Below are 13544 nucleotides of genomic sequence, written 5' to 3' on the forward strand. Positions count from 1 at the left end.
CATGAACGACAAGACCGAAAACACCCTCTCCTCCGACGCGACCGAGGTGCGCGCCCAGAAGCTGAAGCTGCTGCGCGAGCAGATCGGCGAGGTCTATCCGGCGCATTTCCACCGGACGCTGACCAATGCCGAGCTTGGCGCCAAGTATGAATCTCTGGAACCCGACGTCGAGACGCAGGATGTCGTCACCGTCGCCGGCCGCGTCTATTCCTCACGCAACTCCGGCATGTTCATGGATATCCGCGACGCTTCCGGCAAGATCCAGATCTTCAGCCACAAGGACACGACACCGGAAGAGGCCCGCGGTCTGCTGCCGATGATCGATATCGGCGATATTATCGGCGTCACCGGCATCGTGCGCCGCACCAAGCGCGGCGAACTGACGATCAACGCCCAGAAGATCGAAATGCTGACCAAGTCGCTGCTGCCGATGCCCGAGAAGTGGCACGGCCTCTCCGACATCGAGCTGCGCTATCGCAAGCGCCATCTCGACATCATGACCAATGAGGATTCGAAGCTTCGTTTCCAGCAGCGCTCGAAGATCGTCTCCGGCATCCGCCGCTTCATGGAAAATGACGGCTTCATGGAAGTCGAGACACCGATGCTGCAATCGATCTATGGCGGCGCCACGGCCGAACCGTTCAAGACGCATCACAACACGCTGAAGCTCGACATGTATCTGCGCATCGCGCCGGAACTGTTCCTGAAGCGTACGCTGGTATCGGGCCTGACCGACAAGGTCTTCGAGATCAACCGGAACTTCCGCAACGAAGGCGTCTCCACCCGGCACAATCCCGAATTCACCATGATGGAATGTTACTGGGCCTATGCCGATTACGAGGACATGATGGACCTCGTCGAGCGGCTGTTCGAGGGCCTGGCGCTGTCCATTCACGGCACGACGGAATTCGACTTCGGCGACAAGCAGTTGTCCTTCAAGGGACCGTTCAAGCGCGTGCCGATGCCCGCCGCCGTCAAGGAAGCGACTGGCATCGATTTCCTCGCGATCAAGACCGACGAGGAAGCGCGCGCCGCCGCCAAGGCTGCCGGCTTCGCGGTCGAGAAGGATTGGACCTGGGGCGAGTGCCTTGCCTTCATCTTCGAGGAAAAGGTTGAATCGACGCTGATCCAGCCGTCGCACGTCACGCATTTCCCGAAGGATATTTCCCCCTTCGCCAAGGAAGTGCCGGGCGAGCCGCGCCTGGTCGAACGCTTCGAGACCTATTGCAACGCCTGGGAACTCGGCAACGCCTTCTCCGAGCTCAACGATCCGGAAGAGCAGCGCCGCCGCATGGTCGAGCAACTCGAACAGGCGCATGCCCGCGGCGAAAAGGAAAAGCAGCTGGACGAGGAATTCCTCGATGCGATCGACCAGGGCATGCCGCCGGCAGGTGGCCTCGGCATCGGCGTCGATCGCCTGATCATGCTTCTGACCAACGCGCCGTCGATCCGCGACGTCATTCTCTTCCCGGCCCGCCGCAACAAGGCCGACTGACGGACGAAACATGAGAAAACGAAGCGGAGTGCCGGCCGGCGCTCCGCTTTTTTCATGCCGGTGCTTCAGTGGGTCTTGGCGCCTTCCGCCGGCGGCTCTTCGGCCGGAGCCTCCGCCACCACATCGGCACCCGCGCCTTCTTTGGCTGGCGCAGCTTCACCAGCGGGGGCGGCTTCGCCTTCGGCCGCCGGCGCTGCGCCATGTCCGCCGCCTGCGGCCTTCTTGCCCTTTTCGCCGTTCTTCGTCGAACCCACCGCGACCGGGTCGACGCAATCCTCAGGATCCTTGAAGGCGTTGCTGATCATGGCGATCTCATCGAGAGGCAACTCTATCCGCTCGCCGAAGAACAGCCCGTTCTCGCTGGCCTTGCCGTCATAGTAGCGCGCCGTATAGGTCTTGTCGTCGAGGCCGGGAACGGCCTTGTCGGGATGCGGGATATAGACGACGTCGGCGCCGATCGCCCGGCCGCGAATGTCGGAGCGCAGGGTCGGGCCGTTCTCGTCGAGCACCACCACCTGCACCAGATCCGGCTTCTGCGCGGCATAAACGGCCTGAGCGACACGAAGCGCAGTCTTGACGCGTGTCATACCGTCGGTCGGTTCGGTCTTGATATATTTGCGCACCCAGACGTGATCCTGCTTCCGGATCGTCACCAGGTTGACGTCGCTACATTCGAGGCCGTAGCCGCCACCGGCGGCACTCATCAGTCTGTCCTTGCCGACAAAGACGGCCGCACCGCCGGAAACGCCCGCCAGAAGAGCGACTCCACCAATGATCATTGCCAATTTCCGGGAAGGCCGGAACATGCGCAGTAAGGCCTTCACGCCAACTGCTCCGCCATCTGAAACTCCAACGCAGGACAAGTGCTGAGAACGTTAAGGAAATCACGTTTCCGAATGTTTAAGTGGGCGCGCGAAGCCTGCGCCCTTTTGAGAAAACACCAAAAAAGGTCCGCTTTTTTCAGCCGCTTGCCAGGGCCTGTTCCGCCATGCTCTAAACGCTGATGGCCTTCACGCTTCGCCAGATCCAGTATTTCGTCGCTGTCGCCGAACAAGGGTCGGTGACGCGCGCCGCACAGAACCTCTCGATCTCGCAATCCTCGGTGACGGAGGCGTTGAAAGAGCTCGAAACCGACCTTGGCGTCGCGCTGTTCGAGCGCCACCCGCGCGGCCTGACGATCACTCATAACGGCCACCAGTTCCTGCGCCACGCCACGAAGATCCTCGCCTCCGTCTCCGATGCGCGCACCAGCTTCTCCGGCCAGCAGAGCGCCCTCTCAGGCACCCTGAACATCGGCGTCACCTCGCTCGTCGCCGGCTACGTGCTCTCCGATCTCCTGGCGCGATATCGCCGCGCCTGTCCGGGCATCGAAGTCAGCGCCATCGAGGACAATGGCGGTTATCTCGAACACCTCCTGGTCGGCGGCGAACTCGATGTCGCCGTCATGGTGATATCGAACCTGCGTGACCGCATGGCGCTGCAGGCCGAGATCCTCGAAACCTCGCCCTACCGGCTTTGGCTGCCGATGGGCCATCCGCTGGTATCGGCCGACATCATCTCGGTCGCCGATATCGCGCGTGAACCGCTGATCATGCTGACGGTCGACGAAATCGAGGAGAATACCGGCAAGCTGCTCTCCGCACTCGGCGCCCGCCCGCATGTTGCCTTCCGCACCCGCTCGGTCGAAGCGGTGCGCAGCCTGGTGGCAACCGGCGCCGGCGTGGCGCTGCTGCCCGATCTCGTCTATCGCCCCTGGTCGCTCGAAGGCGACCGCATCGAGAGCCGCGACGTCTCCGGGTCGCTGCCGGTCGTCCAGGTCGGCATGGTCTGGCGCAAGGGCTCCAGCCTGCCGCAGGCGGCCCGCGATTTTGTCGGCATCGCCGAAAGTCTCCGGTCCGGCCGCATCCGCTGATATCGGAATTTCCGATAACACCCTTCTGATAAATGAATTTGCGAAAGCGGCATTTTCGCGTCACCTTGTTGAGCGGGAACAAACCGCCACGGAAAGTGGCACCAGACCGGGAGACGGATGATGACCAATCGCTTGAAATCCTGCACGGTAGCGCTCGCCTGCCTGAGCTTCGCGACGCAGGTGATCGCCGCCGAACCGCTGAAGACGTTGGGCAAGGGCGAAGGCGCCGTCAGCATCGTTGCCTGGGCCGGCTATATCGAACGCGGCGAAACCGACAAGAACTACGACTGGGTCACCGATTTCGAAAAGGAGACCGGCTGCAAGGTTTCCGTCAAGACCGCCGCCACCTCGGATGAAATGGTGTCGCTGATGAACGAGGGCGGCTTCGACCTCGTCACCGCATCGGGCGACGCATCGCTGCGCCTCATCGCCGGCAAGCGCGTCCAGCCGATCAACACCGATCTGATCCCGAGCTTCAAGACCGTCGACCAGCGCCTGCAGAACGGCCCGTGGTATACGGTCGGCGGCGTGCACTACGGCGTGCCCTACCTCTGGGGGCCGAATGTGCTGATGTACAATACCGATGCCTTCAAGGACAAGGCGCCGACCAGCTGGAACGTCGTCTTCGAGGAGCAGACGCTGCCTGACGGCAAGTCGAACAAGGGCCGCGTCCAGGCCTATGACGGGGCGATCTATATTGCCGATGCGGCCATGTATCTGATGGCCCACAAGCCGGATCTCGGCATCAAGGATCCCTACGAACTGAATGAGGATCAGTACAAGGCCGCCCTCGACCTGCTGCGCGGCCAGCGCAAGCTGGTCTCCCGCTACTGGCACGACGCGATGATCCAGATCGACGACTTCAAAAACGAAGGTGTCGTCGCCTCCGGCTCCTGGCCCTTCCAGGTCAACCTGCTGCAGGCCGACAAGCAGAAGATCGCCTCCACCTTCCCGGATGAAGGCGTCACCGGCTGGGCCGACACCACCATGCTGCATGCCGACAGCGAACATCCGAACTGCGCCTATATGTGGATGGAACATTCGCTGAAGGCCAAAGTCCAGGGCGACGCCGCCGCCTGGTTCGGCGCCGTGCCCTCCGTTCCCGCCGCCTGCAAGGGCAACGAACTGATGGGTGATGCCGGCTGCGCCACCAACGGCTTCGATCATTTCGACAAGATCAAGTTCTGGAAGACCCCGGTCGCCAAATGCGCCACGCAAAGCGAATGCGTGCCCTATCATCGCTGGGTGTCGGATTATATCGGCGTGATCGGCGGAAGGTAAGCCGATCCGCTCCTATGCGTAAAATCCCCTCCCCAATCCTCCCCACAAGGGGGAGTGGGCTAAGAGTGGCACCGCCGAATCCTGCCGAAACACCAAGGTATTTGCGAAGGGGTACGGCAGGTTAAGCCCCTCCCCCTTGTGGGGAGGGGTTTGGGGCGGGGTTTTCAGTCGCCAAGACCAAGCCCTCTGAGAATAGAAGACCCGGAGCCCCCATGACGTCAGCCGTCCGTTTCCAGCAGGTATCGCGCCATTTCGGCCAAGTTCGCGCCGTCGACGGCGTCGATCTCGAAATCGCGCCGGGCGAATTCTTTGCCATGCTCGGTCCGTCCGGTTCCGGCAAGACGACGTGCCTGCGATTGATCGCCGGCTTCGAGCAGCCGACATCAGGCCATATCCAGATCTTCGGCGAGACCGCCGACGGCGTTCCGCCCTATCGGCGCAACGTCAACACCGTGTTCCAGGACTACGCGCTCTTCCCCCATCTCAACATCCTCGACAATGTCGCCTACGGGCTGATGGTCAAGGGCATCGGCAAGGCCGAACGGATGAAGGCTGCGGGCGATGCCCTCGAACTCGTCAAACTGCCGGGCTACGGCGCCCGCCGGCCAGGTCAATTATCCGGCGGCCAGCGCCAGCGCGTGGCGCTCGCCCGCGCGCTCGTCAACAAGCCGAAGGTGCTGCTGCTCGACGAGCCGCTCGGCGCGCTCGACCTGAAGCTGCGCGAGCAGATGCAGGAAGAATTGAAGAGCCTGCAGCGCGCGCTCGGCATCACCTTCGTCTTCGTCACCCATGATCAGGGCGAGGCGCTGTCCATGGCCGATCGCGTCGCCGTCTTCAACAATGGCAACATCGTCCAGCAAGGCACGCCGCAGGATATCTACCGCCGCCCGAAGACCCGTTTCGTCGCCGACTTCGTCGGCTCCTCCAACGTCATCGCCCCCGATCTGATGGCCGCGCTCGGCGGCGACAAACGCTGGGCAAGCCTGCGCCCCGAAGCGATCCGGCTGGCCAGCGACGGTATCGAGGCGACGGTCGAAAATGCAAGCTTCCTCGGCGCGGCCACCCGCCTCAGCGTCGATCTCAGGGGCAGCCGGCTGCATGTCACGCTGCCGGCGGGCGCGCCTGTGCCTGATGTCGGCGCCGGTATCCGGCTTGCCTGGCAGCCGGCCGATATCCACTACATGGACGATGCGGCATGACGGCGCTCACCATGTCAGACGGCAAGACATCGATACTTCCGGGGCGTAGCGGGTTTTTCGGCCGGATGTCGGATGCCTTCTGGCGTCACCCGAAGCTCCTGCTCTTCCTGATGCTGACGCCGCCGCTGCTCTGGCTCGGCATCATCTATATCGGCTCGCTGATCGCCCTGCTTCTGCAGAGCTTCTTCTCGATCGACGATTTCTCCGGGCTGGTGAATTACGAATTCACGCTCTCGACCTATGCCCAGCTTTTGAGCCCGACGAATTTTGACATCATCATCCGCACCGTCGTCATGGCAGCGCTGGTCACTGTCGCTTCGGCGCTGATCGCCTTCCCGATCGCCTATTACGCGGCCCGTTATGCGCAAGGCAAATGGAAGGTGCTCTTCTATCTCGGCGTCATGCTGCCGCTCTGGTCGAGCTATCTCGTCAAGATCTACGCCTGGAAGCTGATCCTCGCCAAGGAAGGCATCCTCACCTGGATCTTCGAAAAGCTCCATCTCTCCTGGCTGCTCGACGGCATCCTCAATCTGCCTGTCGTCGGCGGCAATTCGCTCTCGGTGAGCTACCTCGGCACCTTCATCGTCTTCGTCTATGTCTGGTTGCCTTACATGATCCTGCCGACGCAGGCGGCCCTCGAGCGCGTGCCCGGCAATCTGATCGAGGCCTCGGCCGATCTCGGCGCCACACCGCGCCAGACCTTCCGCACCGTGCTGCTGCCCTTGGCCCTCCCCGGCATCGTCGCCGGCTCGATCTTCACTTTCTCGTTAACCTTGGGCGATTACATCATTCCGCAGATCATCGGCTCGTCCAGGCTGTTCATCGGCCAAGCCGTCTATGCCCAGCAGGGAACGGCCGGCAACGTGCCGCTTGCGGCCGCCTTCTCCGTCGTGCCGATCGTCATCATGGCGCTCTATCTGTCGCTCGCCAAAAGACTGGGGGCCTTCGATGCGCTATGACCTCAAGACATCGCCGCTGCCGCTGAAGATCGCCGCCGCCGGCGGCCTGCTCTTCCTGCACCTGCCGATCCTGCTGATCTTCGTCTATGCCTTCACGACGGAGGAGAAGAGCTATCAATGGCCGCCGCCCGGCCTGACACTGCAATGGTTCAGCGTTGCCTGGAACCGGCCCGATGTCTGGTCGGCGCTCGGCCTTTCCGTGCAGGTCGCCGTCATCGCCACCGCGATCGCGCTCGTCCTCGGCACGCTCTGCGCGGCCGCGGTCAGCCAGACGAAATTCTTCGGCCGCGAAGCAATCTCGCTGCTGGTCATCCTGCCGATCGCGCTTCCCGGCATCATCACCGGCATTGCGCTGCGCTCCGCCTTCAGTCTGTTCGACATTCCGTTCTCGGTCTGGACGATCGTGCTCGGCCACGCCACCTTCTGCGTGGTCGTCGTCTACAACAATGCGGTCGCCCGCTTCCGCCGCACCTCCGGCTCGCTGATCGAGGCCTCGATGGACCTTGGCGCCGATGGCTTCCAGACCTTCCGTCATATCATCCTGCCGAATATCGGCACAGCACTTCTCGCCGGCGGCATGCTGGCTTTCGCCTTGTCCTTCGACGAAGTCATCGTCACCACCTTCACCGGCGGCCAGCAATCGACCTTGCCGATCTGGATGCTCGAAGAACTCATCCGCCCGCGCCAGCGCCCGGTCACCAATGTGGTCGCCATGGTCGTGGTGCTCGTCACCTTCCTGCCGATCCTGGCAGCCTATTACCTCACCCGCGACGGCGACCAGATCGCCGGTGCCGGCAAATAACAGGGAGAACATTCATGGATATCCAGATGCTGATCGGGTCCCGTTTCGAAAAAGGCACGGAGACGGAAGAGCATATCCTGAACCCGAAGACCGGCGAGACGGTCATCGACCTTCCCGAGGCCTCGCTTTCTCAGGTCGATGCCGCCGTCGATGCCGCCGAAAAAGCCTTCAGGAGCTGGTCGCAGACGACACCGGGCGAACGTTCCGGTTACCTGCTGAAGATCGCCGACGCGATCGAGAAGGATGCGGCTGGTTTCGCCGCGCTTGAAGCGCTGAACTGCGGCAAGCCGATCAATGCGGTGCTGAACGACGAAATCCCGGCGATCGTCGATTGTTATCGCTTCTTCGCGGGCGCCGTGCGCAACCTGCACGCACCGGCCGCCGGCGAATATCTGCCCGGCCACACCTCGATGATCCGGCGCGATCCAATCGGCATTGTCGGCTCGATTGCGCCGTGGAACTATCCGCTGATGATGATGGCCTGGAAGCTGGCGCCGGCGATCGCCGGCGGCAATACCGTCGTCTTCAAGCCCTCGGAGCAGACGCCGCTGACGTCGCTGAAGATGGCGAAACTGCTCTCCGACATCCTGCCCGAAGGCGTCGTCAACGTCATTCTCGGCCGCGGCGAAAGCGTCGGCAACGCGCTGATCAACCATGCCAAGATCGGCATGGTCTCGATCACCGGCGATATCGCCACCGGCAAGAAGGTGCTGCAGGCCGCCGCCAAGACGGTCAAGCGCACCCACCTGGAACTCGGCGGCAAGGCCCCGGTCATCGTCTTCGACGATGCCGATATCGACGCCGTCGTGTCAGGCATCCGCACCTTCGGCTATTACAATGCCGGCCAGGACTGCACGGCCGCCTGCCGTATCTATGCCGACGCCAGGGTCTACGACAATTTCGTCGCCGATCTCTCCTCTGCCGTCGCAAGCATCCGCTTCAACCAGGCCGACGATACCGAAAACGAAATCGGCCCGCTGATCTCCAGACGCCAGCGCGAACGCGTCGAAAGCTTCGTCGCCCGCGCTTCCGAACACAAGCACATGGAGATCACCACTGGCGGCAAGGTCTCCGGCGACAAGGGCTTCTTCTTCACCCCGACCGTCATAGCAGGCGCCCTGCAGGACGACGAGATCGTCCGCCGCGAGGTCTTCGGCCCGGTCGTCTCGGTCACCCGCTTTTCCGATACTGACGATGCCATTGCCTGGGCAAACGACAGCGATTACGGCCTGGCTTCCTCCGTCTGGACCAAGGATATCGGCCGCGGCATGAAGACCGCCGCCCGGTTGCAATATGGCTGCACCTGGATCAACACGCATTTCATGCTGGCCAACGAGATGCCGCATGGCGGCCTCAAACAGTCGGGCTACGGCAAGGATATGTCCGCGTACGCGCTGGAGGATTATACCGCGGTGCGCCACGTGATGATCAATCACGGCTGAGCGGCGAAAAAGGCAGGATCTGGAGAGGCGCAGGCTGTGTGGCTGCAAAGCGCCGGCAATTGCGCGCTCCGGATCGTGTACCCATCCATCTCAGCCAGGCGACAAAATTCGACGCAGCCCACCAGCACTGAGGGGATCAAGCCGAAGATTCGCACGTTGATGTTCGCTTTGGCGGCACCAACAACGCAATCTCTATCGCAAGCGATCTGGAACAATTTCCCGGCTGCCGCGTATTCCAGCAAACGCAAAGGATGTTGCCATGCTGAAATGGGCTCTGATATTTTTCGTCATTTCGATCATCGCCGGCTTCTTCGGTTTTTCCGGGGTCTCCGCGGCCACCGCCACCATCGCCCGCGTTCTCTTCGGCATCGCGCTGGTGATCTTCCTGATCTTCCTCGTCCTTGCATTGTTGGCCGGGCAGGCGATCTTGTGAGCGGAAACGCAGGTTCTTTGATACTCGCCTATTTCAACTCGGCCAGCAGGGCGTCGGCGCCTTTGCGGACGCCCACCATGGAGGCATCCATCGCCGTGAAGCTCGCGCCGATATTCATCGCATTGGGATATTGCTTGGTCACGTATGACGACAGGAGGCGATTGCTCGCGGCATCGTAGATCTCTACGGCATAATTCACCGAACCGGTCATCGAGCCTTCGCGGCCGCGCACAGCTTGGACGGTGTTGTATAATCCGCCTGCGACATCGATGCGTGTGACAGTCCCGAGAACCGCAGTCGTCGCCTTTGCGCCGGTCAGCGTCAGATGCAATCTGAGAGTGGCCGGAGCCGCCGTGCCGACGATCGCAAAGCGCGTCTTCAATTTTTCCGTGAACTGGTCCTGCATGTAGTCGGCCAGCAGGACCTTATCCTTTTCGGGGAATTTGCCGAACTGACTGTCGGAGCCTTTATAGACTGTAACGGGATCGACGATGATCCTGGTGTATCGGCGCCAGTCGACATTCGTCTGATAGCGATAGGGCACGCGGCCGGTTTTATCAGCCGTATTCGGCTGAAGCTGCGATGCCGAAGCAAGTCCGGCATAAACCGTGGGGTCAGGGGTCGTGCAGGCGGCAACACTCAAGCAGGCGAAAAGCGCGGCACCGACGTTCAAATTTTTGATCAAGGATTGGGCTCCAGCTGTGGACATGCCGAACGGCATCGGATCTGCTGGACCGGTTTTAGGGAATTCGAATATTGCTGTGTTTGCTATAATATGCGGAAATGTTCGCGCCGTGAGGCCTCGCCAGGCAGTCAATGCAATGACGGAACCGCCGGCAGTCCGTCGGTCTGCGCCGCCTGAACGGCGGGAAGGTCGATCACGACGACCAAACCGCTCGGCTTCCCGTCCAACAATGTCAATTGTCCGTTGTGTGCTTTGGTGATGATCCCTTTGGCGATCGGAAGACCAAGCCCAAGCCCAGATCCACCTCCCGCGCTGAACTGTCGCGATTTATCCGCTTTGAAGAATGGCTCCAAAACCTTCGCCTTAAGCTCATCCGTCAAGCCGGGACCGTTGTCGCTGACCCTTATTTTGATCCCGCCGTCATCGTGACGTTCCAAGCCGATTTCGACCTGCGTAGCGTAACGGGACGCATTCTCCACCAAATTCGCAATCGCGCGGCTCAATGCCTGAGGCTTGCAGATAAAGGCCAGCCGTCGTGGCCCGGTGAACCGCACATCGATGCCGGTGTCGGAAAAATCGGTCGCGATCGTCTGCAGCAGGCTCGAGATATCGACCTTCCGATCGACCGCCCTCACCGATGGATCTTTGAAATAGGCCAGGCAGTCGTCGATCATGAAATTCAAGGTGGCGATATCGGCCAGCATCAGGCTGCGAAGTTCGGGCTCCGCGGAACGCTCGGCCCGCATCCGCAACCGCGTCAGCGGGGTTCTCAGATCATGACCCACGCCACTCAGCATTCTTGTGCGATCCTCCGACATGCTCTGGATCCGATCGCTCATGACGTTGAGTGATTCCGCCAGGCTTCGGATCTCGGCTGCGCCATCCGGTTCGAAAGGCTTTTCCAAACTGCCTTCCGCACTCGCTTGCTTTGCAGCGGCAGCAAAAAGTCTCAGAGGTTTGGTCATCAGCCAGCTGCTGAAATATGCAAGCAGCACCAAAGGAATGACGATCTTCAAAAATCCGCTTGCCGCTGCAGGAGCAAACCACAAATAGCCGGGAAAGATCGGCAGTTGAAAGATGAGGGCACGCGTATCGTCAATTCCGACAGTCAGAAGGTCTGGGTGCGATTGACCCATGACGAAGCGATGAAATGCCGTGAAAGCATTGTCGGCGAGCATCGCGTCGATGCGCGCCACGAGGTCGCGGGGAGATACCAGTTGTTCTCCTGCGTGAAGCCGATCCAGGGACGCCCTTTCGACCGCAACGCCGAGCGCCGCAGCTCTCTTCAGGACAGCGTCTTCGTCCTGCACGGAACCTGCCTGCGCAAATTGCTCCGCGATGATCGCCGCTCTGGCAGCAAACAGGCCGTTTTGAAACCCGCGATCATGGCGGCCGTAGATAAATGGCTCCATAGCCGTCGCCACGATGGAAACGAGGACGACAAGAAGCGTTGCCAGGATGAGGATCTGGTTTTGGATCGAAGCTCGCCGAAAATTTCTCACGAGAGGCGCTCTACCTTGGATGCGAAAAGATAGCCCCCCAGCCGCACCGTCTTGATGAATGTCGGGTCTTTCAGATTTGGCTCTATCTTTTGCCTGACCCGGCTGATGTGGGCGTCGATGCTGCGCTCCACCGGCCCCGCCGATCCGGCGTGTGTCATCGACAGGAGCTGTTCGCGCGTCAAAACCTTGTTCGGATTGCAGCAGAATGCCAGGAGGAGATCGAACTCCGCGGTGGTCATCGAAACCTGGGCTCCGTCCGCATCGAGGAGTTGACGGCTTTTGGGATCGATGCGCCATCCCGAGAAGGTCATGGGGCCAAGCGCTTCCTCATGATGATGAGCATATGATGCTCTCCGGAGAATGGTTTTGATCCGAGCGAGCAGTTCGCGGGAGTTGAATGGTTTTGTGACATAGTCGTCGGCTCCGAGCTCCAGTCCCAGAATGCGATCGATATCCTCCTGGAGCGCCGTCAGCATCAGGATCGGCACGGAGCCCGAGGCGCGCAGCCGCCTGCAGATGCTGAAGCCGTCCTCACCCGGCAACATCGCATCGAGAACGATGAGATCGAATTGCTGGCGCGCCATCATTCGATCCATCGCCGCTCCGGTCTCCACCGATGAGGCCGCAAAGCCGCCGGTTCGAACAAGGTCGACCAGCATATCGGCGATTGCGGGATCGTCTTCGACGATGAGAATATGAGCCTGATTGGGAACTGCCATTTCATACGCCATCGTCGTTCACTCGTGCCGGAAGATATCTCGGCGCGCAACTATCACATTTCACCGCGCCGACAGGGCTCCGCCTTCAGGATATCAACGATCGTGCAATGCTACATTTCATAATGTTGCGATATGTTGCGGGCAACCGCCCGCTCAAAACTGGCTTTCCGGATCGCCGCTGATTTTCATATCATGACCTCCGATCGCGCTATCGATGATGACGGTGGCGATGAAACACATGCGAATGACCAGCAGGCAAAAGAACATCAAAGAGATGGCCGCCATCGTATAATGTTTCAAAGCCGAGCGCTTGGGGAGCCGTGCCATGAGCGTATGGAGAGCGTTTCTGATCAGCCGGCCGATCGCCACGAACAGAAACAATGCCGTGATGATATACCCGCTTGCCGCGGCCGCCCCCAGCAGCTGGAACATGAAAAGACACCCGCACCACGTAAAAATTTCCGGCTTCGGAATGACGCTTTCAAGCCGACGCAATCCGGAAAGACGCGGGGCGGGCGGGCGAAGAGACCGGACCGGATCATCTGGGTCCGGCAAAGACCGGTCTGTCGGCGATGGGAATGCCGCCACGCTAATCGGCCCTTCCAGCACTGGGCGCGGCACGGCGGCTGAGAAGAAGCGATGTGGCAGCGCGCCAGCGGGATGCCTTCGCCGCGCCTGCCATTGCTGCCTCACCGACCGCCGGGGTCGTCTGCACCGCAGAAATCCTGTTCGTCCTTGCTTCGGTCAGCACACCGACCCTTCTCAGAAACGCGTCGCTGTCGAATTCCTTCGAAGAGCAAACAGACTTTGCAGTCGATTGGACGGAATGGAAGAACACCTCGATATTGACGACCGGTATCGTCTTGATCTTCCGGATCATATCGATATCCGATCGCATCGTTACCGCGACGGAATATCGATCCGACCGCAGCGCATCGAAGAGCTCCGGCACCGAGGATACGGCCGTTGCGACATGCCCGTTCGCATTCAGTTGCGAGACGATGTCGCCGGCGGCGCCTTTTGCGAGAAAGACGAGAATCGGTTTTTGCTGTTTGCTTTGCACATAAGACGTCATGGCTGCACTCCTGACCTGTCGCCGGAAGTCTAGCGCGCAT

The 13544-nt window shown here is 60.9% G+C and carries 15 protein-coding genes; 8 read left to right on the forward strand and 7 right to left on the reverse strand.

Annotated features, from left to right (window positions below; translation table 11 throughout):
• Window position 1 precedes the first annotated feature (1 nt).
• Window positions 2-1495 (forward strand): lysine--tRNA ligase, encoded by a 1494-nt coding sequence (lysS, locus tag RHEC894_RS18985; RefSeq protein ID WP_085738436.1) that lies wholly within the window; start codon window positions 2-4, stop codon window positions 1493-1495.
• Between the two features lie 65 nt (window positions 1496-1560).
• Here lysS and RHEC894_RS18990 read toward each other — a convergent pair whose 3' ends face one another.
• Window positions 1561-2319 carry a hypothetical protein gene (locus RHEC894_RS18990; protein WP_085738437.1) on the reverse strand — a complete coding sequence of 253 codons (759 nt, stop codon included), beginning with the start codon at window positions 2317-2319 and terminating at the stop codon, window positions 1561-1563.
• A gap of 179 nt (window positions 2320-2498) precedes the next feature.
• On the opposite strand from RHEC894_RS18990, the gene RHEC894_RS19000 reads away from it, so the two are divergent.
• The 6 genes from RHEC894_RS19000 (at window position 2499) to RHEC894_RS19025 (ending at window position 9090) form a co-directional block, all read left to right on the forward strand.
• On the forward strand, window positions 2499-3407 hold the full coding sequence (locus RHEC894_RS19000) for a LysR family transcriptional regulator (RefSeq protein WP_085738439.1): 909 nt from the start codon (window positions 2499-2501) through the stop codon (window positions 3405-3407).
• Between the two features lie 120 nt (window positions 3408-3527).
• Complete coding sequence (locus tag RHEC894_RS19005) at window positions 3528-4688, forward strand: ABC transporter substrate-binding protein (RefSeq protein ID WP_085739054.1); 1161 nt, start codon at window positions 3528-3530, stop codon at window positions 4686-4688.
• A 212-nt stretch (window positions 4689-4900) separates the two neighbouring features.
• Window positions 4901-5887 (forward strand): ABC transporter ATP-binding protein, encoded by a 987-nt coding sequence (locus RHEC894_RS19010; RefSeq protein ID WP_085738440.1) that lies wholly within the window; start codon window positions 4901-4903, stop codon window positions 5885-5887.
• Window positions 5884-6846 carry an ABC transporter permease gene (locus RHEC894_RS19015; RefSeq protein WP_085738441.1) on the forward strand — a complete coding sequence of 321 codons (963 nt, stop codon included), beginning with the start codon at window positions 5884-5886 and terminating at the stop codon, window positions 6844-6846. The genes RHEC894_RS19010 and RHEC894_RS19015 overlap by 4 nt, the downstream gene beginning before the upstream one ends.
• Window positions 6836-7648, forward strand: a complete 813-nt coding sequence (locus RHEC894_RS19020; RefSeq protein ID WP_010068060.1) for an ABC transporter permease — start codon at window positions 6836-6838, stop codon at window positions 7646-7648. The genes RHEC894_RS19015 and RHEC894_RS19020 overlap by 11 nt, the downstream gene beginning before the upstream one ends.
• Before the next feature lie 14 nt (window positions 7649-7662).
• Window positions 7663-9090 carry a gamma-aminobutyraldehyde dehydrogenase gene (locus RHEC894_RS19025; RefSeq protein WP_085738442.1) on the forward strand — a complete coding sequence of 476 codons (1428 nt, stop codon included), beginning with the start codon at window positions 7663-7665 and terminating at the stop codon, window positions 9088-9090.
• On the opposite strand, the gene RHEC894_RS19030 is transcribed toward RHEC894_RS19025, so the two are convergent.
• Window positions 9081-9338 (reverse strand): hypothetical protein, encoded by a 258-nt coding sequence (locus RHEC894_RS19030; RefSeq protein WP_010066497.1) that lies wholly within the window; start codon window positions 9336-9338, stop codon window positions 9081-9083. The genes RHEC894_RS19025 and RHEC894_RS19030 overlap by 10 nt on opposite strands.
• An 11-nt stretch (window positions 9339-9349) precedes the next feature.
• Between RHEC894_RS19030 and RHEC894_RS19035 the strand changes: the two genes are divergently transcribed.
• Window positions 9350-9523, forward strand: a complete 174-nt coding sequence (locus RHEC894_RS19035) for a DUF1328 domain-containing protein (RefSeq protein ID WP_003582429.1) — start codon at window positions 9350-9352, stop codon at window positions 9521-9523.
• A 28-nt stretch (window positions 9524-9551) separates the two neighbouring features.
• On the opposite strand, the gene RHEC894_RS19040 is transcribed toward RHEC894_RS19035, so the two are convergent.
• The 5 genes from RHEC894_RS19040 to RHEC894_RS19060 all read right to left on the reverse strand — a co-directional run bounded on the left by RHEC894_RS19040 (window position 9552) and on the right by RHEC894_RS19060 (window position 13504).
• Entirely contained in the window at window positions 9552-10208 is a 657-nt protein-coding gene (locus RHEC894_RS19040; protein ID WP_206427873.1) for a DUF3313 domain-containing protein, read from the reverse strand.
• 128 nt (window positions 10209-10336) lie between these two features.
• Window positions 10337-11710, reverse strand: coding sequence for a HAMP domain-containing sensor histidine kinase (locus RHEC894_RS19045; protein ID WP_085738443.1), 1374 nt, complete (start codon window positions 11708-11710; stop codon window positions 10337-10339).
• The gene (locus RHEC894_RS19050) at window positions 11707-12429 is read right to left on the reverse strand and encodes a response regulator transcription factor (protein WP_206427874.1); all 723 of its coding nucleotides are present in this window, start codon (window positions 12427-12429) and stop codon (window positions 11707-11709) included. Before RHEC894_RS19050 ends, RHEC894_RS19045 begins: the two co-directional genes overlap by 4 nt.
• Before the next feature lie 153 nt (window positions 12430-12582).
• The gene (locus RHEC894_RS19055; RefSeq protein WP_010062751.1) at window positions 12583-12861 is read right to left on the reverse strand and encodes a hypothetical protein; all 279 of its coding nucleotides are present in this window, start codon (window positions 12859-12861) and stop codon (window positions 12583-12585) included.
• Between the two features lie 157 nt (window positions 12862-13018).
• Entirely contained in the window at window positions 13019-13504 is a 486-nt protein-coding gene (locus RHEC894_RS19060) for a hypothetical protein (RefSeq protein WP_085738445.1), read from the reverse strand.
• Window positions 13505-13544: the final 40 nt, after the last annotated feature.

Source organism: Rhizobium sp. CIAT894 (genome assembly GCF_000172795.2).
Lineage (GTDB): Bacteria > Pseudomonadota > Alphaproteobacteria > Rhizobiales > Rhizobiaceae > Rhizobium.

What these genes read in the sequence shown, in the direction of transcription:
- RHEC894_RS19035 (WP_003582429.1), top strand. Translation starts at nt 9,350, where the DNA reads ATGCTGAAATGGGCTCTGATATTTTTCGTCATTTCGATCATCGCCGGC.
- lysS (WP_085738436.1), top strand. Translation starts at nt 2, where the DNA reads ATGAACGACAAGACCGAAAACACCCTCTCCTCCGACGCGACCGAGGTG.
- RHEC894_RS19060 (WP_085738445.1), bottom strand. Translation starts at nt 13,504, where the DNA reads ATGACGTCTTATGTGCAAAGCAAACAGCAAAAACCGATTCTCGTCTTT.
- RHEC894_RS19055 (WP_010062751.1), bottom strand. Translation starts at nt 12,861, where the DNA reads ATGTTCCAGCTGCTGGGGGCGGCCGCGGCAAGCGGGTATATCATCACG.
- RHEC894_RS19010 (WP_085738440.1), top strand. Translation starts at nt 4,901, where the DNA reads ATGACGTCAGCCGTCCGTTTCCAGCAGGTATCGCGCCATTTCGGCCAA.
- RHEC894_RS19025 (WP_085738442.1), top strand. Translation starts at nt 7,663, where the DNA reads ATGGATATCCAGATGCTGATCGGGTCCCGTTTCGAAAAAGGCACGGAG.
- RHEC894_RS19015 (WP_085738441.1), top strand. Translation starts at nt 5,884, where the DNA reads ATGACGGCGCTCACCATGTCAGACGGCAAGACATCGATACTTCCGGGG.
- RHEC894_RS19020 (WP_010068060.1), top strand. Translation starts at nt 6,836, where the DNA reads ATGCGCTATGACCTCAAGACATCGCCGCTGCCGCTGAAGATCGCCGCC.
- RHEC894_RS19050 (WP_206427874.1), bottom strand. Translation starts at nt 12,429, where the DNA reads ATGGCAGTTCCCAATCAGGCTCATATTCTCATCGTCGAAGACGATCCC.
- RHEC894_RS19000 (WP_085738439.1), top strand. Translation starts at nt 2,499, where the DNA reads ATGGCCTTCACGCTTCGCCAGATCCAGTATTTCGTCGCTGTCGCCGAA.
- RHEC894_RS19005 (WP_085739054.1), top strand. Translation starts at nt 3,528, where the DNA reads ATGACCAATCGCTTGAAATCCTGCACGGTAGCGCTCGCCTGCCTGAGC.